Source organism: Reyranella sp. (assembly GCF_965227665.1).
Taxonomy (GTDB): domain Bacteria; phylum Pseudomonadota; class Alphaproteobacteria; order Reyranellales; family Reyranellaceae; genus Reyranella.
This window is the reverse complement of sequence record NZ_OZ245767.1, coordinates 549,242-572,674: the sequence shown is the minus strand read 5'-3', so window position 1 is coordinate 572,674 and position 23,433 is coordinate 549,242. Positions and strand designations below refer to the sequence as shown.

General features: G+C 66.8%; 21 protein-coding genes and 2 tRNA genes. 10 read left to right on the top strand and 13 right to left on the bottom strand.

Going from position 1 to position 23,433, the window contains the following annotated elements:
- Positions 1-5 precede the first annotated feature (5 nt).
- Both ACO07I_RS02790 and ACO07I_RS02785 read right to left on the bottom strand, forming a co-directional pair.
- Positions 6-920 carry a ribokinase gene (locus tag ACO07I_RS02790; RefSeq protein ID WP_422014081.1) on the bottom strand — a complete coding sequence of 305 codons (915 nt, stop codon included), beginning with the start codon at positions 918-920 and terminating at the stop codon, positions 6-8.
- A gap of 10 nt (positions 921-930) precedes the next feature.
- Positions 931-1,932: a cysteine synthase A gene (locus ACO07I_RS02785; protein WP_422014079.1), complete on the bottom strand. Its 1,002-nt coding sequence runs from the start codon at positions 1,930-1,932 to the stop codon at positions 931-933.
- A gap of 164 nt (positions 1,933-2,096) precedes the next feature.
- Here ACO07I_RS02785 and ACO07I_RS02780 point away from each other — a divergent pair, with 164 nt between their 5' ends.
- Entirely contained in the window at positions 2,097-3,236 is a 1,140-nt protein-coding gene (locus ACO07I_RS02780; protein ID WP_422014077.1) for a hypothetical protein, read from the top strand.
- Between the two features lie 9 nt (positions 3,237-3,245).
- On the opposite strand, the gene ACO07I_RS02775 is transcribed toward ACO07I_RS02780, so the two are convergent.
- The 3 genes from ACO07I_RS02775 to ACO07I_RS02765 all read right to left on the bottom strand — a co-directional run bounded on the left by ACO07I_RS02775 (position 3,246) and on the right by ACO07I_RS02765 (position 4,158).
- Entirely contained in the window at positions 3,246-3,860 is a 615-nt protein-coding gene (locus tag ACO07I_RS02775) for an NUDIX domain-containing protein (protein ID WP_422014075.1), read from the bottom strand.
- 55 nt (positions 3,861-3,915) lie between these two features.
- Positions 3,916-3,990: transfer RNA gene (locus ACO07I_RS02770), tRNA-Asn, on the bottom strand.
- 94 nt (positions 3,991-4,084) lie between these two features.
- Positions 4,085-4,158: transfer RNA gene (locus ACO07I_RS02765), tRNA-Cys, on the bottom strand.
- A gap of 125 nt (positions 4,159-4,283) precedes the next feature.
- Between ACO07I_RS02765 and ACO07I_RS02760 the strand changes: the two genes are divergently transcribed.
- The 5 genes from ACO07I_RS02760 (at position 4,284) to ACO07I_RS02740 (ending at position 10,442) form a co-directional block, all read left to right on the top strand.
- Positions 4,284-4,943, top strand: coding sequence for a protein-L-isoaspartate O-methyltransferase family protein (locus tag ACO07I_RS02760; RefSeq protein ID WP_422014073.1), 660 nt, complete (start codon positions 4,284-4,286; stop codon positions 4,941-4,943).
- Positions 4,944-5,026: 83 nt separating this feature from the next.
- Positions 5,027-6,490 carry a TolC family outer membrane protein gene (locus tag ACO07I_RS02755; RefSeq protein WP_422014071.1) on the top strand — a complete coding sequence of 488 codons (1,464 nt, stop codon included), beginning with the start codon at positions 5,027-5,029 and terminating at the stop codon, positions 6,488-6,490.
- Positions 6,487-7,098, top strand: coding sequence for a DUF2497 domain-containing protein (locus ACO07I_RS02750; RefSeq protein WP_422014066.1), 612 nt, complete (start codon positions 6,487-6,489; stop codon positions 7,096-7,098). The genes ACO07I_RS02755 and ACO07I_RS02750 overlap by 4 nt, the downstream gene beginning before the upstream one ends.
- A 68-nt stretch (positions 7,099-7,166) precedes the next feature.
- Positions 7,167-9,848: a valine--tRNA ligase gene (locus ACO07I_RS02745; RefSeq protein ID WP_422014064.1), complete on the top strand. Its 2,682-nt coding sequence runs from the start codon at positions 7,167-7,169 to the stop codon at positions 9,846-9,848.
- A 90-nt stretch (positions 9,849-9,938) separates the two neighbouring features.
- Entirely contained in the window at positions 9,939-10,442 is a 504-nt protein-coding gene (locus tag ACO07I_RS02740; RefSeq protein ID WP_422014062.1) for a hypothetical protein, read from the top strand.
- Positions 10,443-10,479: 37 nt separating this feature from the next.
- On the opposite strand, the gene ACO07I_RS02735 is transcribed toward ACO07I_RS02740, so the two are convergent.
- From ACO07I_RS02735 to parE, 8 genes are all read right to left on the bottom strand, one after another.
- The gene (locus ACO07I_RS02735; protein ID WP_422014060.1) at positions 10,480-11,907 is read right to left on the bottom strand and encodes a coniferyl aldehyde dehydrogenase; all 1,428 of its coding nucleotides are present in this window, start codon (positions 11,905-11,907) and stop codon (positions 10,480-10,482) included.
- 5 nt (positions 11,908-11,912) lie between these two features.
- Positions 11,913-12,746 carry a phytanoyl-CoA dioxygenase family protein gene (locus ACO07I_RS02730; protein ID WP_422014058.1) on the bottom strand — a complete coding sequence of 278 codons (834 nt, stop codon included), beginning with the start codon at positions 12,744-12,746 and terminating at the stop codon, positions 11,913-11,915.
- A 12-nt stretch (positions 12,747-12,758) separates the two neighbouring features.
- Complete coding sequence (locus tag ACO07I_RS02725) at positions 12,759-14,306, bottom strand: acetyl-CoA acetyltransferase (protein WP_422014056.1); 1,548 nt, start codon at positions 14,304-14,306, stop codon at positions 12,759-12,761.
- Complete coding sequence (locus ACO07I_RS02720; protein ID WP_422014054.1) at positions 14,303-15,463, bottom strand: CaiB/BaiF CoA transferase family protein; 1,161 nt, start codon at positions 15,461-15,463, stop codon at positions 14,303-14,305. The genes ACO07I_RS02725 and ACO07I_RS02720 overlap by 4 nt, the downstream gene beginning before the upstream one ends.
- Positions 15,464-15,467: 4 nt before the next feature.
- Positions 15,468-16,373: a DMT family transporter gene (locus tag ACO07I_RS02715; RefSeq protein ID WP_422014052.1), complete on the bottom strand. Its 906-nt coding sequence runs from the start codon at positions 16,371-16,373 to the stop codon at positions 15,468-15,470.
- 243 nt (positions 16,374-16,616) lie between these two features.
- Positions 16,617-17,666 carry a quinone-dependent dihydroorotate dehydrogenase gene (locus ACO07I_RS02710; RefSeq protein ID WP_422014050.1) on the bottom strand — a complete coding sequence of 350 codons (1,050 nt, stop codon included), beginning with the start codon at positions 17,664-17,666 and terminating at the stop codon, positions 16,617-16,619.
- A 53-nt stretch (positions 17,667-17,719) separates the two neighbouring features.
- Complete coding sequence (locus tag ACO07I_RS02705) at positions 17,720-18,289, bottom strand: hypothetical protein (RefSeq protein ID WP_422014048.1); 570 nt, start codon at positions 18,287-18,289, stop codon at positions 17,720-17,722.
- Between the two features lie 103 nt (positions 18,290-18,392).
- Positions 18,393-20,402: a DNA topoisomerase IV subunit B gene (gene parE, locus ACO07I_RS02700; protein ID WP_422014046.1), complete on the bottom strand. Its 2,010-nt coding sequence runs from the start codon at positions 20,400-20,402 to the stop codon at positions 18,393-18,395.
- Between the two features lie 109 nt (positions 20,403-20,511).
- Between parE and ACO07I_RS02695 the strand changes: the two genes are divergently transcribed.
- Genes ACO07I_RS02695 through ACO07I_RS02680 form a run of 4 tightly spaced genes read left to right on the top strand, consistent with a single transcriptional unit; the run spans position 20,512 to position 23,412 of the window.
- Positions 20,512-20,898 (top strand): acyl-CoA thioesterase, encoded by a 387-nt coding sequence (locus tag ACO07I_RS02695; protein ID WP_298317830.1) that lies wholly within the window; start codon positions 20,512-20,514, stop codon positions 20,896-20,898.
- Entirely contained in the window at positions 20,895-21,569 is a 675-nt protein-coding gene (locus tag ACO07I_RS02690) for a DUF1007 family protein (protein WP_422014044.1), read from the top strand. Before ACO07I_RS02695 ends, ACO07I_RS02690 begins: the two co-directional genes overlap by 4 nt.
- On the top strand, positions 21,554-22,516 hold the full coding sequence (locus tag ACO07I_RS02685; RefSeq protein ID WP_422014042.1) for a hypothetical protein: 963 nt from the start codon (positions 21,554-21,556) through the stop codon (positions 22,514-22,516). The genes ACO07I_RS02690 and ACO07I_RS02685 overlap by 16 nt, the downstream gene beginning before the upstream one ends.
- Before the next feature lie 8 nt (positions 22,517-22,524).
- Positions 22,525-23,412 (top strand): DMT family transporter, encoded by an 888-nt coding sequence (locus ACO07I_RS02680; RefSeq protein WP_422014040.1) that lies wholly within the window; start codon positions 22,525-22,527, stop codon positions 23,410-23,412.
- The last annotated feature ends 21 nt before the right edge of the window (positions 23,413-23,433 follow it).

The window sequence follows — 23,433 nt, the reverse complement described above, 5'->3', positions numbered from 1 at the left end:
GGGATTTAGGCTTTCGCCAGACGCGCCGCAACTTCGTCGCCGGTCGGCATGGCGGGCGCGGCGCCAAGACGTTCGACGGAGCAAGAGGCCGCGGCGCTGGCGAACCGGGCAGCCTCTGCCGGCGTCAGCCCCGCGGCGAGTCGCGAGGCGAGGGCGCCCACGAAACAGTCGCCCGCGCCGGTCGTGTCGACGACCTTCGTCTGGAAAGCGGGGATCGTGTCGACGCCGGTCGCGCTGACGCAGATCGCCCCGCGTGGGCCCAGAGTCGCGATGACGGCCCGCGCGCCGCGCTGGCGCAGGACATTGCAGGCCGCGACCACGTCGTCCGTCGCGCTGGAGGCGTCGAGCCTGGTGCCGGTCGCCTGGGAGAGTTCGATCTCGTTCAGCACCGCGACGTCGACCGACTTCAGCAGTTCTGGCGGATGTTCCGTGTACGGCGCGAGGTTGAGGACGGTGCGGGCGCCGGCCGCATGGGCGCGGGCAAGGATCGCCTGAGTGGCCGCGAGCGGCGTCTCGAATTGCGCCACCCACACCTCGTCGGGTCGCGGCTCGTCGGGCAGCATCGAGGCCGCGAAGTGCATGTTGGCGCCGGACGCGACGGTGATCGAATTGTCGCCTTCAGCCACCTGGATCAACGCCACACCGGTCGCCGGCCCCTCGACCTCGGTCACGCCGGTGCTGTCGACGTCGTTGTCGGCCAGGAAGCCGCGCAGGCTGTTGGCGAAGGCGTCGTCGCCAACCGCGCCGACCATCGCCGTGGGTACGCCGAGGCGCGCCGAGGCGATGGCCTGGTTCAGGCCCTTGCCGCCCGGCAGGAACGAGACTTCCGCGCCCAGGATCGTCTCGCCGGGCGTGGGCCGCCGCGCGCTCTGCACGACGACATCCATGTTGAGGCTGCCGCAGACGACGACCCGGCTCATGCGGACTCGCTCAGGCCATCCAGCGCGGCAGGGGCAGGTTCTTCTCGCGCAGGAATGCCGGATTGAAGAGCTTGGACTGGTAGCGGCTGCCGCCATCGCACAGGATGGTGACGACGGTCTTTCCCGGGCCCAGCTCGCGGGCGAGCCGCATGGCACCCACGACGTTGATCGCGGACGAGCCGCCCAGCACGAGGCCTTCGTGTTCGATCAGGTCGTACAGGACGGGCAGGGCCTCCTCGTCGGTGATCTGGTAGGCCATGTCGATCGGCGTGCCTTCCAGATTGGCGGTGACACGACCCTGTCCAATGCCCTCCGTGACGGAGTTGCCTTCGGCCTTGAGCTCGCCCTTGGCGAACCAGTTGAACAGCGCCGAGCCCATGGGATCGCTGAGCGCGATCCTGATCTCGGGATTGCGCTCCTTCAGGGCCCGCGCCACCCCGGCCAGGGTGCCACCGCTGCCGACAGAGCAGGTGAACCCATCGACCTTGCCGTCGGTCTGGTCCCAGATTTCCGGTCCCGTCGTGCGGTAATGGCCGTCCCGGTTGGCGGTGTTGTCGAACTGGTTGGCCCAGATCGCGCCGTTCGGCTCCTTGGCCGCCAGTTCCTCGGCCAGCGTGCCGGAGAATCGGACATAGTTGTTGGGATTGGAGTAGGGCGCGGCCGGGACGAGGCGCAGGTCGGCGCCGCACAGGCGCAACATGTCCTTCTTTTCCTGGCTCTGGGTCTCGGGCATCACGATGACCGAACGATAGCCGCGGGCATTGGCCACCAGCGCGATGCCGATCCCGGTATTTCCGGCCGTGCCCTCGACGATGACGCCGCCGGGCCTCAATTTGCCGGTCTTCTCGGCGTCCTCGATGATGGCGAGCGCGGCGCGATCCTTCACAGACCCGCCCGGGTTGAGGAACTCGGCCTTGCCGTAGATGTTGCAGCCCGTCGCCTCGGATGCGGCGCGCAGCTTGATCAGCGGCGTATTGCCGATGCTATCGATAAAACCCGACCGGACGTTCATGACCTACTCGCTCCGCTGACCCTGCGCCGCCCCCGGCGAGACCGTAGACAGGGAGCAGGGGGAATCGCAACCGGACGATACCGTTTGGCGGCTTGGTTGGCCCGGAATTCGCATGATCTCTGCCGGGCTCGTGCGCCCTGCAGGGGCCCAGATCGGAAGGTCCCATGAGTGCGCCTGCTGCTGTCCATTCGAACTGGGAGAGCCTCGTTCATCCCAACGGCGATCCCATCCGTCTCAATCATCAGGATTTCGTGGCCATCGACCGGGACGGCGACGCCACCTACGATCCGATCTATCGGCCGCAGGCGCTCTACAATCGCGTGACCAACGGCTTCCACGCGAACAACGAGGCCTTCCTGCTGCAGGAGGTCGCGACCAACCTGCCGATCTACCGGCCGGATGCCGGGCCGACTGATTTCCATCTTCACCTGCCTCCGGGTGGCTTCCAGCTCGTGCTGGTCACGTCGGGCCTGTTCACGTTCGACTATGACGGGCTGCTGCACCATGTCGGGCCGGGGGCGCTGATCCTGCAGAGCGCGATCGTACACCGGCAGAGTTCCTACAGCTGGTCCGGGCTGCCCACGGAAGCGAACCTCAAGACCCCGCAGACGGTCGTGCCCGATCCGCTCTCCATGGGCTATTCGGGCAAGTTCATCGAAGCTTTCATCACCGAGCCGACGACCTTTCCCAACCCGACGGTGGTTCACGCAGATGAGATCGACGAGGCCGAGACGCCGCGTCTGGCCTGGAGCCATCCGTTCCACGACCGCCCGCAGGCGGCCGCCTTCTGGGTCCAGGACCCGCTGTCGCTCGACGCCCTTTACCGACCGCTGCCGGCCGGGATCGTGACGTCGGCAATGCCCGTCCATGTGCGCGATCTCGGCATCGAGGGCCCGAGCGGCCACCTCGTCACCGGCCACATCATCGCCACCGACCCGCGCGGCCAGTCCCTCCTGCCAAAGAGCGCGGCCGGCGCCGCCGACATCACAGGGCTGGGAAAGGGCGAGGTCGTGGTCCATCGCGTCATTCGCGGCACCGCCGAATTCAAGGACGGGGCGGGCAAGCGGTTCGAACTCGCGACGGGGGATTCGGTCACCGCCGGGAAAGACTCGGCGACGCTCGTCGGGCTCGGAGAGAATACTCAGCTCCTCCGCCTCGGCCTCCTGAACGGCATGGACGGGCTTCGCCGTTGGACGGCGGCGCAGCGCGACGAGATCGACGGGCTGGCCGGCCGCATCATCACCCGCAAGGAGTCGCGACCTCAGCGTACCCAGGGCAAGCCGGTCGGATTTCTCTACGAGTAGGGCGGCGCCTCAGCGCCAGCGGTTTCGCAGCTCGTCGCGGTGGAGCGCCAGCCATTGCAGCGCGATCACGGCGGCCGAATTGTCGATCTCGTCGCGGGCGAGGAGCGCCAGCGCTGCGGCGAAGGGCATCGCCTTGACGAGGATGTCCTCGTTCTCCGTGTCGAGGCCGTGGACGCCGCCGATGCCGGTCGAATCGATTCGCCCGAGGAAAATGGTGCAGGTTTCCGAGCAGGCGCCGGGGCTCAGCACGAGGCTGTAGAGCGGCACGAGATCCAGGATCTCCACGGCGGCTTCCTCGACAGCCTCGCGCCGCGCGACCTCCTCGGGCGTTTCGCCGTCCTCGAGCATTCCGGCCACGATCTCCCAGCACCAGGGATGGCGGCCGGCGGCGAAAGTGCCGGCGCGGAACTGGCGGATCAGGACGACTTCGTCGCGCACCGGGTCGTAGGGCAGCACGGCGGCGGCCTGGCCACGCTCGAAGACTTCGCGGTCGAACGCACCGCTCACGCCGCCGCGATAGAGGCTGTGGCGAAACCGGTAACGGGCGAGCCGGAAATAGCCCTGGAAAGCCACGGCTCTTTCGAGCAGTTCGGCCTTTTCACCGGGCAGCGCGACGGACGGCATGACATGCACCCCACAAGCGAAAAGGGGCCGCTCCCTTTCGAGAACGGCCCCCAATTGGCTCCGGAGGTAGGAATCGAACCTACGGCCGGGCGATTAACAGTCGCCTGCTCTACCGCTGAGCTACTCCGGAATGGAATTCGTCGCGACGGCGGTAACTCTGCCGCGAGGCGCGGTCTTGTGACAGAGCGTGTCCGCTCATGCAAGACCTCTTGCTTGTGCATTCGTGGAGGCCCGGGCCGGAGTCGAACCGGCCTGGAAGGATTTGCAGTCCTCTGCATAGCCGCTTTGCTACCGGGCCGCACGAAAGCGCGCGGTGCTATACTCATGGTGTGACGGACCGGTCAAGCGGGCGCGACGGAGAGACCTTTGACGCTTTCATGCGCCGCCGCCTATATAACCGCCGCTACATCTAGGGGGCAGCCTATGACGGATTTCGCGCTCGCGCGACGCAACATGGTGGACGGGCAGCTCCGGCCCAACCGGGTCAACGATGCCGGGCTGCTGGCGGGGCTCAGTGAGCTGCCGCGCGAGCGCTTCCTGCCCGAAGGGCTGCGCTCGGTCGCCTATGCCGACGACGACGTGCCGCTGGGCAACGGGCGCTTCATGATGGAGCCGATGGTTCTGGCGCGTCTGATCCAGGTGCTGCAGCCGCGGGCCGAGGACAAGGCGATGGTCGTGGCCGCCGGCCTGGGCTACGGGGCGGCCATCCTCGCACGGCTGACCAAGTCGGTCGTGGCCGTGGAGGCCGATGCGGGCCTCGCTGCCGCGGCCCGGAAGACTCTGCAGGAACTGGGCGTCACCGGGGTGGAACTGGTGGCCGGGCCGGCCGAGCAGGGCGCCCCAGCGGCTGGCCCGTATGACATCATCCTGATCGAGGGCGCGGTGCCGGAAGTGCCGCAAGCCATCGCCGACCAGCTTGCCGAGGGCGGCCGGCTGGCCACGGTCATTGCCGATCCGAGCGGCGCGCTCGGCGTCGCGCATCTCTTCGTGAAGCAGGGCGGGGTGATGTCGGGACGGCCGCTGTTCGATGCCGGCACGCCCTTGCTGCCGGGCTTCGCACGGCCTGCGCGCTTTACCTTCTGACCCGTTCAGGTCTTTCCATGCCGGGGGCTACCCATAGTGTTCCGCCTGATGCTAGGGTGCCGGTCAAAGATGAGGGTAGAGCAATGCGTATCCGGCCCGGTTTGAGGCATGCCCGCACCGCGGCCGCGTGCATCCTGGCGGTCGGGCTCGGGGGAGCTTCCAGCGCGTGGTCGCAGAGCCTTATCGAGGCCCTGTCGACGACCTACAACAGCAACCCCGACCTTCTGGCCAGCCGCGCGATCCTGAGACAGACCGATGAGACGCTGTCCCAGGCGGTCGCCAACTGGCGTCCGCGCGTCACGCTGAACGTCGAATACAACAAGGTCGAGCAGGACTCCTACTCGCAGCGTTCAGCGCCGACCTTCTATGCGTTGAACGGCAAGTTCACGACCTTGCAGATGGTCCAGCCGATCTTCCGCGGCGGCAAGACCATCGCCGAGACCAAGCAGGCCCAGTCCAACATCCAGGCACAACGGGCGCAGCTCGCCGAGACCGAGCAGAACGTGCTGCTGGCGGCGGTCACGTCCTATGCCGACCTCATCCAGAACATCGGTATCGCCGACGCCCGCCGCAACAACGTGCGGGTGCTGGTCCAGCAGCTCGATGCCACCCGCGAACGCTTCCGGGTCGGCGAACTGACGATCACCGACGTGTCGCAGTCCGAAGCCCGCCTCGAACTGGCCAAGGCCGACCTGGTGCAGGCCGAGACCCAGGTCCGAATCGCCGAAGCCGCGTTCCAGCGCACGATCGGCAAGAAGCCGGGCAAGCTGGGCGAGATCCCGCTGATCGGCGGCCTGCCGTCCTCGGAAGAGGAGGCGATCGGCCTGGCGATGGATGCAGGCCCCCGCGCGGTGACCGCCGCCCACCGGATCACGGCCGCCAACTACGGCGTGAACTCGGCGGTCGGCGACCTGCTGCCGCAGGTCAACCTGGTGGGCGCGCTTCAGCAGCAGTTCGACCTGCAGGTCCCCAACGACAAGTACTACAACTATGCGGTTCGCCTGCAGGCGGTGATCCCGATCTTCCAGAACGGCAGCGAATGGTCTCGGGTCCGCTCGGCGCGCGAACTGGTCGGACAGCGCCGCAACGAGCTCGACAGCGCCCGGCGCGCCGTGGCGGAAAACGTCATCCGCGCCTGGCGTCAGCTCGATTCCTCGCGCTCCCGGGTCACGTCGTTCGAATCGCAGGTTCGCGCCAACGAAGTCGCCCTGAACGGCGTGCGGCAGGAAGCGCTGGTCGGCTCTCGTACCACGCTGGACGTGTTGAACGCCGAGCAGGAGCTGCTCAATTCGCAAGTCAATCTGATCCAGGCGCGCCATGACGTGCAGGTCGCCTACTATGGCGTGCTGGCCGGTATCGGCCGCCTGACGGCCCGGACCCTGGCGCTGCCCGTCGAGTATTACGACGAGGAGCGCTACTACAAGGATGTCGGCTCCCGCTGGGTCGGCTGGGGCAGCAGCGGCGAGTCCGGTACGGGCAACATTCCGCCGTCGACCTCGCCGGCCGGCGTCGCCGGTGCCGCCCCGATGGGGAGCAGCGGAAGATGAGCGACGCCAGGAGCGGTCCCAACCAGGACCCCTCGATGGACGATATCCTGGCGTCCATCCGAAAGATCATCTCGGATGACGAGGCCCGCGCCCAGGTCGGAGGCCTGCGCAATGCGAACACCGCACCCGGCGAGCGCCCGCCCGTAATACCCCCCGTGCTGCCGTCTGCGCCGCCGTCCGCGCCGGGCGACGACGTGCTCTTGCTCACCGAGATCGTGGAAGAACCCAAGTCGATGCCGAACGAACAGCCCACCGCGATGCCGCGGATCGATCCCGTGATCGCGGCGGAGATGCCGCAGCCCGCGACCGAGCCGGCCGTCAGCGAAAAGCCGGCTGCCAAGACGACGCCGGCCGAGGCGCTGGTCGGTGCCGGCGTGGCGGGGGCCACCAGTTCGGCCTTCGCGCGGCTCAACCAGGCCGTCCAGGACAGCGTGCCTCCGCCGGTGGCGACCGATCCCGGCCCCCGGGTCGGCGGCTCCGGCCAGACCATCGAGGATCTGGTCAAGGAGATGCTGCGCCCGATGCTCAAGGAGTGGCTGGACACCAACCTGCCGCCAATGGTCGAGCGCTATGTCGAACGCGAGATTGCGCGGCTGACCCGCCGCTGACCCCGGGCGCCACCCTCAATCATCGCCACGGTGTCGCAACCGTGGCGTTTTTCGTTTAAGGCCAGAAGATGCTCGACAAGACCTACGACCCCAAGGAAATCGAGGCCCGGCGCTATCCCGAGTGGGAAGGCTCAGGGGCTTTCCGTGCCCATCCTGAGTCGCCGAAGCAGCCCTATTGCATCGTCATCCCGCCGCCCAACGTCACGGGCAGCCTGCACATGGGCCACGCGCTCGACAACACGCTGCAGGACGTACTCATCCGCTGGCGCCGCATGAAAGGCGACGACGTGCTGTGGCAGCCCGGCACCGACCATGCCGGCATCGCCACGCAGATGGTGGTCGTGCGCAACCTCGAGCAGGAGGGGATCGGCCTCGCGGTCGAGGGCGCCGCCCGCAACGATGCCAACAAGAAGCTGCTGAACCGCGAGGAGTTCCTCGCCCGCGTCTGGGAGTGGAAGGCCTATTCCGGCGGCACGATCACCAGCCAGCTCCGCCGCCTGGGCGCCTCCTGCGACTGGAGCCGCGAGCGCTTCACCATGGACGAGGGCCTGTCGAAGGCCGTGCTCAAGGTGTTCGTCGAACTCTACAGGGAAGGCCTGATCTACAAGGACCTCCGGCTGGTCAACTGGGATCCCAAGATGCTGACCGCGATCTCCGACCTCGAGGTCGAGTCGCGCGAGGTGAAGGGCCATCTCTGGTACTTCAAGTATCCGATCGAGGGCAGCCCGGACGAGTTCATCGTGGTCGCCACGACGCGGCCCGAGACGATGCTGGGCGATACCGGCATCGCCGTGCATCCCGACGATCCGAAGTGGAAGCACCTGATCGGCAAGCATGCGGTGCTGCCGCTGGTCGGCCGGCGGATCGCCATCGTGGGCGACGAGTATTCGGATCCGGAGAAGGGCTCTGGCGCCGTCAAGATCACGCCGGCGCACGACTTCAACGATTTCGAGGTCGGCCGGCGGCACAATCTTGAGGCCATCAATATCTTCGACAAGTTTGCGCGGGTGAACGACAAGGCGCCGGAGAAGTATCGCGGCCTCGACCGCTTCGAGGCGCGCAAGGTCGTCGTGGCCGAGATGGAGGAGCTGGGTCTCGTCGAGAAGATCGAGCCGCACACGCATGCGGTACCGTACGGCGACCGCGGCGGTGTGCCGGTCGAGCCTTACCTCACCGAGCAGTGGTACGCCGACGCGAAGAAGCTCGCGGAGGCGCCGCTGGCCGCCGCGCGCGACGGCCGCGTGAAGTTCGTACCCGAACGCGGCCGCGAGGATTTCTTCCGCTGGATGGAGAACATCGAGCCGTGGTGCGTGTCGCGCCAGCTCTGGTGGGGCCACCAGATCCCGGCCTGGTACGGGCCGGACAAGAAGGTGTTCGTGGCGCTCTCCGAGGAGGAGGCGAAAGTCGAGGCGCGGGCGCATTACGGCAGGGACGTCGAACTCGAGCGTGATCCCGACGTGCTCGACACCTGGTTCAGCTCCGCCCTGTGGCCGTTCTCGACCTTGGGCTGGCCGGACCAGACGCCGGAAGTAGCGAAATACTATCCTACCAGCACGCTCGTCACCGGCTGGGACATCCTGTTCTTCTGGGTCGCCCGCATGATGATGATGGGCATGCACTTCATGAAGGAGGTGCCGTTCCGCACCGTCTACCTGCACGGGCTGGTGACGGACGAGAAGGGCCAGAAGATGTCGAAGTCCAAGGGGAACGTGATCGATCCCCTGGAGCTGATCGACAAGTACGGCGCCGATGCGCTGCGCTTCACCATGACGTCGCTGGCGGCCTCCCAGGCCGGCCGGCTGCGGCTGGCGCCGGCCCGCGTCGAGGGCGCGCGCAACTTCGCGACCAAGCTGTGGAACGCGACGCGCTTTGCGGAGATGAACGGCGCGGCCCTGCCGAAGGGTTTCGATCCCGCGTCGGCGAGGCTCACGGTAAACAAGTGGATGCTGGGTGAACTCGCCCGCGCCAACCAGGCGATCGACAAGGCGCTGACCGATTTCCGGCTGAACGAGGCCGCCAATACGCTCTACGAGTTCGTCTGGGGCGTGGTCTGTGACTGGTATGTCGAGCTCACCAAGCCGATCGTGCAGGGCGCCGACGGGCCGGAGAAGGACGAGACGCGGGCCGTCACGGCCTTCGTGCTACGCGAGACGGTGAAGCTGATGCACCCGGTGATGCCGTTCATCACCGAGGAACTGTGGGACAAGCTCGGCCACCGCGCCGAGCATGGACCGCTGATCGGCCAGCCCTGGCCCGCACCGACCGCCGTCGATGCAGCGGCCGATGCCGAGATGGGCTGGCTGGTGAAGCTGATCCAGGACATTCGCTCGGCGCGCGCCGAGCTGAACGTGCCGGCCGGCGCCAAGCTCAAGCTGCTGGTGATCGGCGGCAACGACACGACCGCGGCGCGACTCGAGACGCATCGCCCGGCCATCGAGCGGCTGGCCCGTATCGAGGGTGTCGAGGCGGCTACATCGGCGCCCAAGGCGTCGTTGCAGATCGTCCTCGGCGAGGCGACCTACGCCCTGCCGGTCGGCGACGTGATCGACCTCAAGGCCGAGAGTGCGCGACTCCAGAAGGAGATCAAGAAGCTCGTCGACGAGGTCGGCAAGATCGACGCCAAGCTCGCCAACGCCGCCTTCGTCGCACGCGCGCCGGAAGAGGTCGTCGAGGAGCAGCGCGAGCGTCGCGCACAGGCCGAACAGACCGGGGCACGCCTCAGCGCGGCGCTGGAGAGGTTGGGCGTTTAGCAAGGCTCGCAGAGCGATTGCCGTCGGTGGCGAAGAGGTGAACTCCAGTATCCACCGTGCGATTATGGATATTCAGATTGGAGGCAAGGAATGACCTATACTCTCGAGCAGTTGAGCGCCGACATTCGACAGGCGCTGAAGGCCGATTCGGGGACCGCGGGCAAGCAGGAGGTCTGCAAGCTGGTGTCGAAGGTGTTGCTCGACGAGGAATTCGTCGCGAAGCACCTGACCGCCGATCAGTGCCGTCCGCGCAAGGTCCTCTACGAAGATCCGGAGCTGGGATTCTGCATCTGCGGCCATGTCTACGAGACGGCCGCACACGGAGCACCGCACGATCACGGCCCCAGCTGGGCGATCTACGGCCTGGCGACCGGCGACACTGAGATGACGGACTGGCGGATCGTGAAGAAGGGCGAGGGCGAGGAGCCGTCGTTGGTCGAACCCACGAAGACGTACGTGTTGAAGCCCGGCGACAGCCACTTCTACGATGTCGGCGTGGTCCACTCGCCGAAGCGGGACGGTCTGACGAAGCTGGTGCGCATCGAGGGGGCCAATCTCGACCGCATCAAGCGCTCGAACATCAAGGCTGCCTGACTCTGAAGGTCCCTTGCGAGCGAGGGACCTTTCGCTTTCAGCGCTTGATCTGCATCGAGAGATATTTCTTCAGCCCCGCACCGTAGGGCGGGCGCAACATGCGCAGCGGTGCCAGGTCCCATTTGATCTGGTGGTAGATCGACTTGCGGTGGCTGAACTCACGGAAGCCGTCATGGCCGTGATAGACGCCCATGCCGGCCGGGCCGATGCCGCCGAACGGCAGCTCCTCCTGCGCGACGTGCATTACGACGTCGTTCACCGTGACGCCGCCCGACGTCGTGCCGTCGAGCACGCGGTCCCGTTCCGCCGCGTCGTCGCCGAAATAGTAGAGGCCGAGCGGGCGGTCGTGGGCGTTGATGTAATCGATGGCCTCCTGCACGTCGCCATAGGCCTTCACCGGCAGCAACGGCCCGAAGATTTCCTCCTGCATGACCTTCATGTCGTCGGTCGGATTGAGGATCAGGGTCGGCGCGATGCGGCGATGCGGCTGCTGGCGGAGATCCTCGGCGCCTGGATTGATCTCGACGATCTCCGCGCCCTTGGCCCGCGCGTCGTCGAGATAGTCCATCAGCCGCGCATAGTGACGGTCCGTGACGATGGCAGTGCAGTCCGGGCTCTCGCGGATGCTCGGGAACATCTGGCCGACCGAGGTCTTCGCGGCGGCGACGAAGTCGGGGAGCCGGTCGGCCGGCGTCAGCACGTAGTCGGGCGCCAGACAGATCTGTCCCGCATTGAGCGTCTTGCCGTTCATGATCCGCGCAGCGGCCACGGACATGTCCGCCGAGCGGCCGACTACGACGGGGCTCTTGCCGCCCAGCTCCAGCGTCACCGGGACGAGGTTCTCCGCCGCCGCCCGCATCACATGACGGCCGATCGCGGTCGCGCCGGTGAAGACGAGATGATCGAAGGGCAGGGACGAGAAGGCCTGCCCGACCTCCGGGCCGCCGGTGACGACCGCGATCTCGCTCTCGTCGAAGGCGCCGGCGAACATCTGCTTCAGCAATTCGGACGTAACGGGCGTCGTCTCGGACGGCTTGATCATGGCCCTGTTGCCGGCGGCGAGAACGCCAGCCAGCGGCGCGAAGGTGAGGTTGACCGGGAAGTTCCACGGGCTGATCACGCCGACCACGCCTTTGGGCTGGTGGCGGATTTCGGCGCGCGCGCCCAGAAACCCGAGAATGCGCGGCGTCGTACGGCGCCGCTCGCTCTTCATCCAGCTCCGCACATGGTCGCGCGCATGCTTCAGTGGGCCGATCGAACTGGCGACGTCGGCGAAGGCTGTGACGGTGGGAGAGCGGGCGCCAAAATCGGCGGTGACGGCCGCTTCGATGTCGTGCCGCCGGTCGACGAGGAGGGCGATGCAGCGGTTGAGCCGATCGATGCGCTGCTCTGCGGTCGGCGGACCATCCTTGAGCTGGGCCTCGCGCTGCTTCAGCAGGATCTCGATCAGTCTGGGTCCCGGCATGATCTCTAGGACGCCCTTCTAAGGTCAGGCACGTAAGGCTTGCTGGCGAAATGCTCTTGCCCGTCGCCGCGCGCGAAGCGCAGGCCGGCGCGGCGGATCGCGTCGTCGTCGACCGGTTCGAGCGGCACGTAGTAGCGGTCGTCGACCTTGGTGAAGGTGTCGTTGTCGACGCGATTGTAGCAGATCAGCAGGGTCCAGCGCCGGTTGGGCGAGCGGTTGGCGTCGGAGCGATGGATCGCGTTGCAATGGAAGATCAGCGCATCGCCGGCCTCCAGCTCGCAATACTCGACCGGGCACTTCTCGAGGATGTGCGGCATCCGCCTGGGATCGACCTCGTTCTGCGTCGGCGACAACGGCGTGTGGTCGATGCGGCCGAGCCTGTGGGAGCCGGTGGCGATCTGCAGGCAGCCATTCTCGCGGTTGGTGCGGTCGAGCCCGATCATGACCGAGAGCATGTCGGGGCGCAGGCAGCCATTGTAGTACCAGTAGCCGTAATCCTGGTGCCATTCCCAGGCGCCGCCGACCTCGGGTTCCTTGGCCGTCAGCTTCGACTGGTAGTGATAGACCGGGCCGCCCAGCAGTGCCGCCGACGTGTCCACCATGCGCCGCACGCGGGCGGCGAGCCCGTAGACGCTGTCGCCGGCCCGGTTCCAGAGCGCGATGCGCGTCGAGCGGCCCTCGCCGTCGCGGCGATCGAGGATGCTGTCGCGCACGGCAGGATCTTCCTCCATGGCGCGGGTCAGCAGTTCCACCTCGTCGGGCGCGAAAAGACCGCGCGCATAGGTGAAGCCTTTCTCATCGAACTCCGCGGTCTGCGCCGCACTCAGGACGCTCGGCATCGTTTCCTCGCCTCAGACAGGGCGGAAGACGTTGCGGCCGCCCGTTTCGGAGACCGACACCTTACGCCCGAGCTGCTCGCGCGTCAGCATGTCGGCGACCAGGGCGGGATCGTCCGGGGTCATGGCGACGAAGCGGTCGCCCGTGCTGTCCAGGCGGCCCAGGATGTAGCCGCGCTCGGGCGCATCCTTGCCGTAGGTGACGCAGTAGGTCTCGATCGTGCCGGTGCCCGTGGGCTTGGTCTCGACCCTGCGCTTGGGAAGGGCGTCGAGTTCGCCCTGGAACTTCTTCGGATCCTCGCGCTTCCACGCGCCTTTCGTGGGCTCGGTCGAATAGAGGCCGGCCGAGTGCTTGGTGAGGTAGTTGCCGTTGGCCGTCACCATGCCGAAGGAGCCGGGCCTGGCCCGCACCACGTTCATCATCTCCGCGATCGAATGGGTGACGTAGTTGTTGCCGGGGCCGCCGAAGAACGGCAGGCCACCGGTCACGCTGATCGGGCGCGGATCGTCCTGGGCGATGCCGATCTCGGTCATCGCGACCTCGACGGCCGAGGGAAAGCAGCTGTACAGGTCGAAGGCGTCGATGTCGGAAACCTTCTTGCCGGCCATGTCGAGGGCGATGCGGGCACAGCCGCGGATCGCCGGAGAGGCGTCGAGCTTTTCGCGCTCCGACACGACCCACGTATCGGTGCCGTCGGCGCAGCCGTGCAGGAACACCCAGCGCTCCTGGGGGATGCCCCATTCGCGGGCCTTCTCGACCGACGTGACGAGGACCGCGGCCGCCTGGTCGATGATGGCGTTGGCGTTCATCAGCCGCGGATAGGGGAAGCAGATCCAGCGGTTGTCGGGCGAGATGGTCGACAGGGCCTCGGCGCTGTAGCCCTCGCGACGTGTCGCCAGCGGGTTGTCCTTGGCGACCGCGGCGAGGCGTTCGAACAGCCGGCCCATCGCCTTCATGTGGCTGTCGACGTCGCGCTTCAGCCCGCCGCGAATGGCGTTCTCCAGCAGCGGATAGAAGTGGATGGCGGCGCGCAGATCGTGGCGTGCCTCTTCCTCGCTGAAGCCGAAGCGGGGATCGCCGATGCGGGTAGGCTCGCCGCCGCCCGGATCCTCGTTCCAGTCGATCTTCATGTTGGCGCGACGCGCGTTCTGCGTGCTGCGCAGCAGCTCGGCGCCGCAGATCAGGGCCAGCTCGGTCTCGCCCCTGGCGATCTGCTCGGCGAACTTGTTCACCAGGTACTGGGGCATGTTGCCGCCCGAGTGGGTGTAGAGGAGCTGCCTCGGATCGGCATGGAGCCGGTTGGCGACGCTCTGCGGCGGGTTGCTCGACCGGCCGTAGGGCGAGGCGAAGCGCGGGCTGATGTCGCTGAAGAATTCCATGACGGCGATGGCGTCGACCAGATGGCCGAGCGCGTGCCCGCCGATCTCGGCCCGCGTGTCTTCGAGCGCCAGGTTGGCCGCCTCGGCGCAGAAGGCCACCCGCGAGTGCTCGCTCGACGGCTTGCCGACCGTGTCGGTGATCTGGCCGGCGCCGACCAGGATGGGAGTACGCGGATCGATCATTTTACGAGGGCCTCGATTTCGGATTGCGTCAGGCCGGCTTGCGCCAGCACGGTCCTTGTGTCTTCGCCGAGGGCGGCGACCTTTGGGCCGCTCTGCAGCGGCGAGCCCGAGAAGCGGAAGGGCGGTGCGGGCGATTTGTAGCTGCCGCCGCCATCCTCGATGGTGCAGAGCGAGCCGCGATGCTCGACCTGCGGGTCCTGCAAAGCCTCGGTGACGGTGACATAGGGGGAGCAGGGGACGCCCTGCTTCTCCAGCGCCGCGACGACCTCCTTGACGCTCATCTTCTTCGACCACGCCTCCAGCTCGTCGACCAGCACCCCCCAGTTCATGCGACGGTCCTGGTACTTCTCGAAGCGTGGATCGGTGAGCCAGTCGCGCCGGCCGGCCGCGGTGGCCATGTCCTGGAAGGTCTTCTCGCTGGCGGTCGCCAGCATCACATAGCCGTCGCTCGCCTCGATGGGGCCATACATCGGCCGCGAGGGCATCTCGAAATCGAACTGCGCGCGGTTGACCTCGCCCAGCAGCATGCCGACCAGCGTCTCGAACATCGACACGTCGACCATCTGGCCCTTGCCGGTCGCATGGCGCTGGTGGACGGCCGCGAGGATCGCCCCCATCGCATAGGCGCCGCTCGCATAGTCGGCGACGAAGATGCCGCAATTGTCGGGGCGCTGGCGGCCCTGCTGGTAGAACAGATGCGCCATGTCGTAGCCGGTCGAGGCATGGATGACCGGCGCATAGGCGGGACGCCCGGCGCCCGGGCCGGTCTGGCCGTAGCCCGAGATCGCGCAATAGATCAGGCGCGGATTGACCTTGGAAAGTTCGGCGTAGTCGAGCCCCAGTCGCTTCATGACGCCCGGCCGGTAGTTCTCGACGAGGATGTCGACCGTGGCGGCCAGCTTCTTGATGGCGGCCACCGCATCGGGCTTCTTGAGATCGAGCACGATCGACTTCTTGCCGGCATTGAGCTGGCCGAACATCGTGCTGAAGCCGTCGCGCTGCACCGGGCGCGAACGCATCAGGTCGCCTTCGGGCGATTCGACCTTCACGACGTCGGCGCCCATGTCGGCGAGCAGGCGGCTGCAATGCGGTCCCGCGATGGTGGTCGAGAAATCAAGGATGCGCAGGCCGTCGAGCGGCCTCGTCATGTCTGTCATGGGGTCACCGGGTTGCGAGGATGAGAACGACCCCGCCGACCACCAGGATGCTGCCAATCCACTCGCCGAGGGACGGCCGCTCCTTGAGGATGAGGCGGGAGGAGATGAAGGTGAAGACCAGCTCGATCTGGCCGACCGCGCGCACCAGCGCGGCATTCTCGAGCGTCATGGCGAGCGCCCAGCCGGCCGAGCCCAGCACGCTGAAGATGCCGACCCAGATCGAGGAGCGCCAGTTGAACCAGACCTTGGAAAGCTGCGGCCGGTCGCGCCGCGACAGGTAGAGCGCCATCAGGATCACCTGGATGGTGTTCATGCAGGCGAGCACGGTGATGCCGCGCACCATGAAATCGCCGTCGGGCAGGAGCTTCGAGGCCTCGCGGATCGTGCCGGCGGCAATGGCGAAGATCGCGCCCGACAGGATGCCGTACATCGCCCCCTTGTGCGTGAGATCGGCCAGCACGCCGCGCACGTCGGAGAACTTCCCGCGCACGCTCAGGATGGCCACTCCCCCCAGGCAGACCAGGATACCGGCCCAGGCGCCGAGCTTCAGCGGCTCGCCGGCGATGAAGGTGGCGAACAGGGCGACGAACACCGTCTCGGTCTTGGAGTAGACCGTGCCGACGGCGAAATTGCGCAGCGAGAAGGCGTGGATCATCAGCGAGGTCGCGATGATCTGCGCGACGCCGGCGATGGTCACCAGCAACAGGAAGTGCAGCGAGATCGCCGGCACCTGCCGGCCGGTCACGAAGACCAGGAAGGCCAGCATGCCCAGCGCCAGCGGGGCGCCGTAGAGGTAGCGCACGAAGTTGGCGCCATCGACGCTCAGGATGCCGCGAATCTTCTGCTGCATCGTCGTGCGGATGTTCTGGCACAGAGCGGCAGCGACGGTGATCGGTATCCAGAGCGGCACGGCGTTATCTCCCTGTCCGGGAGTGTATGGGCTCGCCAGGCCGGCGTCTGCGGTTTAGATTTTCGCGATGCGACGAGGCCCTGGCCGGCCCCAGGAAAAGCCGGGCCCCGGCGAATAAACGAAACAAACGAAATAAACGCAATAAACGAAATGAGTGTCGCAGCCCCTGGTTGAGGTATCTAGGTACCGCTGGCGATACGATGTTTCTCGCCGACACCTGCAAACACCTGCTTCAGGAGCCTGCTACGCCCCAACGTCCACGCCGACGGCGTCTGCGACCGATGCGAATCCGTCGCGCGCCAGCAGGGCGGCCAACTCGTCCTTGATGCGGCGAATGATCGGCGGGCCCTCGTAGACCATCGCCGAGTAGAGCTGCACCAAGGTGGCGCCGGCGCGGATCTTGGCATAGGCGTCGGCCCCCGAACCCACACCGCCGCAACCGATCAGCGGGAACTGCCGCTCGACGCGCTGGGCGGTCTTGCGCAGCACCTCGGTCGACAGCGCCGTGAGCGGGGCACCCGAGAGGCCACCGGTCTCGCCGCGCCGCTCGGACCTCAGCGAGGCAGGGCGGGAAAGGGTCGTGTTGCCGATGATGATGCCGTCCAGCCTCAGGTCTCGGCAGACGAAGACGATATCGTCGAGATCCTCGTCGGTCGCGTCGGGGGCGATCTTGACCACCAGCGGCACGGGCTTGGCCGCAATCGCGTCCTGCACGCGCTTCAACAGGCCGGCGAGTTCGCTCCGGCCCTGCAGGTTGCGCAGGCCGGGCGTATTGGGCGAGGAGACGTTGCAGACGAGGTAGTCGGCATAGGGCGCCAGGGCCACGCAGCCGGTCACATAGTCGGCGGCGCGATCGACGCTGTCCTTGTTGGCGCCGACATTGACGCCGACGAAGCCGCGCCGCGGGCGGGCGGCAAGGCGCGATCGGGCGGCGTCCAGGCCCTGGCCAGGAAAGCCCATGCGGTTGATGACGCCCCGGTCCTGCGGCAGCCGGAACAGGCGAGGGCGCGGATTACCCTCCTGCGGCCGCGGCGTGACGCTGCCGATCTCCACCAGCCCGAAGCCCTGCGCAAGCATGGCGTCGGCGACCTCGGCATTCTTGTCGAAACCGGCGGCGAGACCGATCGGGTTGGGCAGCGAACGGCCCCAGATCTTCGTGGCCAGGGACGCGGCGTCGGCGCGCCCGTCGCCCGGCAACAGGCCGGTCTTGAGCGCACGAATCGCGAGGCCATGAGCGGCCTCCGCGTCGAGACGGGAGAGGGCGAGATCGAGGAGGGAATACCAGACGGCCATTGCCGTCTGGTTAGCAGATGTTCCCTGTGGAGCGCTTGGGGCGCTCGGGCACGCTAGTCGCGGCCCATGCCGCCGCCCTGGTTGGGTCGGAGAGAGGGCGAGTCGGAGAACACGACCATGAACAGCTCGCGGAAAAGAGTACCGATACGCGGATCGGTCGGGCCGTTCGCTGGGGTCCACGCGGTCGTCTCGGACATCGTCATGTCGTTGCGGCAGTAGATGGCATAGACGTTGAAAACGCCGGGCTTGCCGGGCTTGAAGCGCACCGTGCCCTTGCAGACCGAATCGCTGTTGAGATCGTTGGCCGGGTCGAAGACCAGCATAAGCCGGTAGTCGGGCCGCGGCTTTTCCGCCGGCGTCTCGTAGGTGAAGGTGAGCCGGGGCATTGGCTTGGCAGCCTGCATCATCGGCAGCAGGTCGCGCGCCACGACGGCGGGATCCGTGCCGGGGAAGGGATTGCCGTGGAGCACAACCTGGAAGTTCTTGCCGTCGGTGGCGGCGAAGAACTCGCGGTAATCGTACTGTACCGCATAGTAGGTGCCGCCGATCGTGGCAGCATAGGCGGCGGCCGGCAGGGCGGCGACCGCCAGAAGGGCGGCGGCGATTTTGGACCTGAAGCGCATTGGGCGAACTCCTCCGCGGATTATCCGTCTATCATACGCCCGGGATCCAGCTCCCGGGATGTCACAATATTGCGTGCGGGCCGTAAGCCCCGCGTAACCAGCCTCAAACGTCGAGATCGCGGGCGAACCGGGCATTCTCCTGGATGAAGGCATAGCGCTTCTCGGGCTTGCGGCCCATCAGGTCCTCGACGAGGGTGCGGGTCCGCATGTCCTCGACGCGCGACTCGGGCTCGGTGCCCGAGATCAGCGGCACGTCGACCTTCAGGAGAACCCGCTTGGCCGGATCCATCGTGGTTTCCCGCAGATGGACGGACTGCATCTCGCCCAGGCCCTTGAAACGCGTGATGTCGGCCTTGCCGTTGAATACCGTCCGGACCAGCTCGTCCTTCTGGGCATCGTCCTGGGCGTACTCGGTGCGGCCACCCTTGCTGATGCGAAACAGCGGCGGCTGCGCCAGGAACAGATGCCCGTTCTCGATCAGCTTCGGCATCTCGCGATAGAAGAACGTCATCAGCAGCGAGGCGATGTGCGCGCCGTCGACGTCGGCGTCGGTCATGATGATGACCCGCTCGTAGCGCAGGCGGTCGTCGTTGTAGTGGGTGCCGGCGCCACAGCCCAGCGCCTGGATGAGATCCTGGATCTCCTGGTTCTCACGCATCTTCTCGGAGGTGGCGCTGGCCACGTTGAGGATCTTGCCGCGCAGCGGCAGGATCGCCTGGGTCTCGCGATTGCGCGCGGCCTTGGCCGAACCGCCGGCCGAATCGCCCTCGACCAGGAAGATCTCCGTGCCGGTCGACGAGGAACTCGAGCAGTCGGCGAGCTTGCCCGGCAGGCGCAGCTTGCGCGTCGCAGTCTTGCGCTGCTGCTCGCGATCCTGGCGCCGCCGCAGCCGCTCCTCGGCCTTGGCGACGACGTGCTCCAGCAGGACGTTGCCAGCTTCCTTGTCGCCGATCAGCCAGTGCTCGAAATTGTCGCCGACGATCGTCTCGACGATCTTGGTCGCCTCGACGCTGACCAGCTTTTCCTTGGTCTGGCCCTGGAACTGCGGCTGCTCGATGAAGACCGAGACCAGGGCCGCCGAACCGTCGATCACGTCGTCGGCGGTGATGACCGAACCCTTGCGGTTGCCGGTCAGCTCGGCATAGCGCTTGAGGCCGCGCACCAGGGCGCTGCGGAAGCCCGATTCATGGGTGCCGCCCTCGGCGGTCGGCACGGTGTTGCAGTAGGAGCGGACGAAGCCTTCCTCGTCGTTCGGCCACCACACGGCCCACTCGACCTTGCCGTTGCCCTCGCTCTTGGCCTCGCCGGCGAAGGGCTGCGGCACGACGGTCGGCCGCTGGCCGATCTCGGAGGTGATGTAGTCCTTCAGGCCGTTGGGGAAGCGGAACGTCTCTTCCTCGGGAATCGTGCTGTTCTTGAGCAGGGACTTGTCGCACTTCCAGCGGATCTCGACGCCGCGGAACAGGTAGGCCTTGGAGCGCACCATGCGGTAGAGGCGCTCGGGCACGAACTGCTGCTTGCCGAAGATTTCGGGATCGGGATGGAAGGTGACGATCGTGCCGCGACGGTTGGGCGCGGGGCCGGCCGGCTTCAGCTTCGAGGCCGGAAGGCCGCGCGAGAAGCTCTGCGTCCAGGCCTGGCGGTCGCGGGCGACCTCGACGACGAGATCGTCCGAGAGCGCGTTCACGACCGAGGCGCCCACGCCATGCAGTCCGCCCGACGTTGCGTAGACCTTGCTGTTGAACTTGCCGCCTGCATGCAGGGTGGTGAGGATCACCTCCAGCGCCGACTTGTTCTTGAACTTGGGGTGCGGATCGACCGGCATGCCGCGGCCATTGTCCCGCACCGCGACGTAGTTGCCCGGCAGCATTTCGAGCCAGATCGTGTCGGCGTGGCCCGCGACGGCCTCGTCCATCGAGTTGTCGAGGATCTCGGCCACCAGATGGTGCATGGCCCGTTCATCGGTGCCGCCGATATACATGCCGGGGCGCTTGCGGACGGGCTCCAACCCCTCCAGGACCTCGATGTCACTTGCCGTGTAGGAATTTTCCTTCGGCCCCGCGGCACGCTTGCCGCCGCCAGACCGATCGAAGAGATCGCCGTTTCGTGCCATGCCTGCTTCTTGTCTTTCCGCGGCCGCGCGAGGGGATCGCTGGGTGGCCGGTCCGGCATGGGTATGGTAGCAAAACCGCGTGAAAGCAACCACATCCGGTGAGGAATTGATGTCCGAAAGTCGCCGCGATCCCATCGTAAGGACCGTCCCGCAGCCCGCCGACATGAACGGAAATGGCGACATTTTCGGCGGCTGGGTGCTGAGCCAGATGGACATCGCGGGCGGCTCGCTCGCGGCCCGGGTGGCGAAGGGCAGGGTGGCCACGGTCGCGATCACGGCCATGACCTTCGTCCAGCCGATCAAGGTGGGAGACATGGTGTCGATCTATGGGGAAGTCGTGAAAGTCGGCCGGACGTCGATCACCATCGGGCTCGAGACCGTGGTGCAGCGCCGCCACGAGGAAACCGACCTGCGCGTCACCCACGGCACCTTCGTGTTCGTGGCGATCGATGAGGAGGGCAAGCCGCGCCCGGTTCCGCACCAGGACGGCGCGTGAGAAGGTTGCTCGCCCCGGTCCTGGCCGCCCTGGCACTGCTCGCGCCGGTGGCGGCGTTCGCCCATCCGCACATCGTCGTGCAGCAGGTCGTGCGCATGGTCGCCAAGGACGGCAAATATAGCCATGTCGAGATCGAATGGCGGTTCGACCCGTTCTCCAGCGAGGTCGAAATCCCGCTGATCGACGAGGACAAGGACGGCAAGGTCTCGGCACGGGAAACCAAGCTGCTGGCCGGCGAAATGATGCCCGAGCTCGGCAAGGAGGGGTATCTGAGCTGGATCAACACCGGCGGGAAGGACTTCCGCCCGCCCAAGGCGCCGCAGTTTTCGGTGCGGATCGACGATCCGGCGAGCTTCGTTCCACCGGAATGGGACCGCAACGCCGGCGACAATGCCGGCATGCCGATGCCGGCCAACAAGCGCGCCGACGCGCCGGGCCTGCCGCGCAAGCAGGGCGCGCGCAATCTCGTCTACATAATGCGCTTCGCGCTGCCCCAGCCGTCCAAGCTGGTGTCGATCGCCACCTACGATCCCGAGGATTTCATCCGCATCGAGGTCGCCAAGGGGTCGGTTCCGGCCGGCTGCACGCTGGGCAAGCATCCCACCCACAAATCCGAATTCGTGCGCGGCTATCCCTTCTTTGCCGACGTGGTGACATGCCAACTTCCGTAAGAACCTCCGCTTTCCGCTCGCCCTTCCTCTGGGTCGGCGTGCTCCTGCTCCTCGCGCTGGGGGGCGCCTTGGTGTTCAGCGACGGTGTCGCCGAACTGGCGCGTTATTCGGCCGACTACCAGCGCCGCATCAACCAGGTCCTCTCGAGCTCGCTGCGCGACGTTCAGTCGGGAACCGGATCGCTGGCCCTTTGGACCCTCGTCACCGTCTGTTTCGGCTATGGCGTCGTGCACACGCTGGGGCCGGGTCATGGCAAGGCCGTCGTGGTGGCCTACTTCCTCGACAGCAGCCGGCCGCGTGCCTGGATCGAGGGCATTTTTGCCGGCGGGTGGATCGCCTTCACCCACACGCTGGCGGCGCTCCTGCTGGCCGGCGCGCTGAAACTCTCCTCGACCGTCGGCTTGCTGGGCGCGCTGCGCGAGGTGCGCAACGTCGAGATCGTCTCCTACACCTTGATCGTCCTGGTGGGATTCTGGCGTCTATGGGCCGGCATCACCGGCCGCCTGCACGAGCACTGGCATGGCGACGACCACGACCATCATGGCCATGACCACGGTCACGGCCATCATCACCACGATCATGACCACAGCCACACCCACAGCCACCACCACGCCCATGGCCGCGAGGCGCCGCAGCGGACGATCGCCGGCTGGCTGCTGCTGACGGCGGCCGGTATCGCGCCCTGCGCGGGCGCACTGATCATCATCCTGCTCTCGATTGCACTCGACGTGCTGTGGGCAGGGGTCGTCGGCGTCATCGCCATCGCGCTCGGCATGGCAATCACCCTGGCGGCCATCGGCATGGCCTCGATGGTGGCGCACCGGCTGATCATCGCCGAGGGTCGCTCGCAGGAAATCGGGCGCTTCACCGCCATCGCCGCGTCGCTGATCGTAATCGCCACGGGCGGAACGCTGCTGCTGGGCTCGCTCGAACGCTTCCTGCGCTGAGACCCGGCATGGCCGAGATCCAGGCGCCCAGCCGGTCTTCCAGGCCGTTGCTGGGCGTCCTCTTCATGTGCACGGCCTGCGCCCTGTTCCCGATCATGAACGGGCTGGTGAAGCTGCTGGCTGCAACCTACGACCCGCAGGAGATCGTCTGGTTCCGGATCATCCTGCATCTGGTCCTGGTGGCTGCGGTCTTCATGCCGCGCATGGGGCTCGGCCTGTTGCGCACCCGGCGCATCGGCACGCAGTTCGTCAGCTCGGTCATGATGATGCTTTCAACGCTGTTCTTCTTCTCGGCGGTGAAATCCATTCCAGTGGCCGAGGCGATCGCCGTCACCTTCGTGGCACCGCTCGCCGTCGTGTTGCTCGCCTGGCCGCTGCTGGGCGAGCGCATCACCTTCTTCCGCATGGCCGCCGTGATCGTCGGCTTCGCCGGCGTGCTGATCGTGATCCGGCCGGGCAGCGCGGTGTTCCAGTGGCAGTCGCTGCTGCTGCTGGGCAGCGCCGTCTGCTACGCGATGTACCAGATCCTGATCCGGCGGCTCGCGGGCATCGACGCGCCCGCCACGTCGATCTTCTACAGCGTGCTGCTGGGCGCGATCCTCATGTCGGCGTGGCTGCCTTTCCACTGGAAGACGCCGACAGGGTGGGTCGACTGGACACTGCTCTGTTCGCTGGGGGCATTGGGCGCCCTGGGCCACTATTGCGTTGCCAAGGCCATGACCTACGCCTCCGCGAATTTCGTGGCGCCGTTCAACTATACGCAGATGATCGGCTCGGTCATCGTGGGCTATCTCATGTTCGCCGAGGTTCCCGACTTCTATACTTGGCTCGGAACGGCGGTGATCATCGGCGCGGGCCTCATGGTCGGCCTCCAGGGCCGCAAGCAACGCGGCTGAAAGCGAACGGTCCCTCGCTTA

What these genes read in the sequence shown, in the direction of transcription:
- ACO07I_RS02695 (WP_298317830.1), top strand. Translation starts at nt 20,512, where the DNA reads ATGTCCGAAAGTCGCCGCGATCCCATCGTAAGGACCGTCCCGCAGCCC.
- ACO07I_RS02685 (WP_422014042.1), top strand. Translation starts at nt 21,554, where the DNA reads ATGCCAACTTCCGTAAGAACCTCCGCTTTCCGCTCGCCCTTCCTCTGG.
- ACO07I_RS02735 (WP_422014060.1), bottom strand. Translation starts at nt 11,907, where the DNA reads ATGCCGGGACCCAGACTGATCGAGATCCTGCTGAAGCAGCGCGAGGCC.
- ACO07I_RS02755 (WP_422014071.1), top strand. Translation starts at nt 5,027, where the DNA reads ATGCGTATCCGGCCCGGTTTGAGGCATGCCCGCACCGCGGCCGCGTGC.
- ACO07I_RS02710 (WP_422014050.1), bottom strand. Translation starts at nt 17,666, where the DNA reads ATGGCCGTCTGGTATTCCCTCCTCGATCTCGCCCTCTCCCGTCTCGAC.
- ACO07I_RS02785 (WP_422014079.1), bottom strand. Translation starts at nt 1,932, where the DNA reads ATGAACGTCCGGTCGGGTTTTATCGATAGCATCGGCAATACGCCGCTG.
- ACO07I_RS02780 (WP_422014077.1), top strand. Translation starts at nt 2,097, where the DNA reads ATGAGTGCGCCTGCTGCTGTCCATTCGAACTGGGAGAGCCTCGTTCAT.
- ACO07I_RS02775 (WP_422014075.1), bottom strand. Translation starts at nt 3,860, where the DNA reads ATGCCGTCCGTCGCGCTGCCCGGTGAAAAGGCCGAACTGCTCGAAAGA.
- ACO07I_RS02790 (WP_422014081.1), bottom strand. Translation starts at nt 920, where the DNA reads ATGAGCCGGGTCGTCGTCTGCGGCAGCCTCAACATGGATGTCGTCGTG.
- ACO07I_RS02705 (WP_422014048.1), bottom strand. Translation starts at nt 18,289, where the DNA reads ATGCGCTTCAGGTCCAAAATCGCCGCCGCCCTTCTGGCGGTCGCCGCC.
- ACO07I_RS02730 (WP_422014058.1), bottom strand. Translation starts at nt 12,746, where the DNA reads ATGCCGAGCGTCCTGAGTGCGGCGCAGACCGCGGAGTTCGATGAGAAA.
- ACO07I_RS02745 (WP_422014064.1), top strand. Translation starts at nt 7,167, where the DNA reads ATGCTCGACAAGACCTACGACCCCAAGGAAATCGAGGCCCGGCGCTAT.
- ACO07I_RS02725 (WP_422014056.1), bottom strand. Translation starts at nt 14,306, where the DNA reads ATGATCGATCCGCGTACTCCCATCCTGGTCGGCGCCGGCCAGATCACC.
- ACO07I_RS02750 (WP_422014066.1), top strand. Translation starts at nt 6,487, where the DNA reads ATGAGCGACGCCAGGAGCGGTCCCAACCAGGACCCCTCGATGGACGAT.
- ACO07I_RS02720 (WP_422014054.1), bottom strand. Translation starts at nt 15,463, where the DNA reads ATGACAGACATGACGAGGCCGCTCGACGGCCTGCGCATCCTTGATTTC.
- parE (WP_422014046.1), bottom strand. Translation starts at nt 20,402, where the DNA reads ATGGCACGAAACGGCGATCTCTTCGATCGGTCTGGCGGCGGCAAGCGT.
- ACO07I_RS02760 (WP_422014073.1), top strand. Translation starts at nt 4,284, where the DNA reads ATGACGGATTTCGCGCTCGCGCGACGCAACATGGTGGACGGGCAGCTC.
- ACO07I_RS02680 (WP_422014040.1), top strand. Translation starts at nt 22,525, where the DNA reads ATGGCCGAGATCCAGGCGCCCAGCCGGTCTTCCAGGCCGTTGCTGGGC.
- ACO07I_RS02740 (WP_422014062.1), top strand. Translation starts at nt 9,939, where the DNA reads ATGACCTATACTCTCGAGCAGTTGAGCGCCGACATTCGACAGGCGCTG.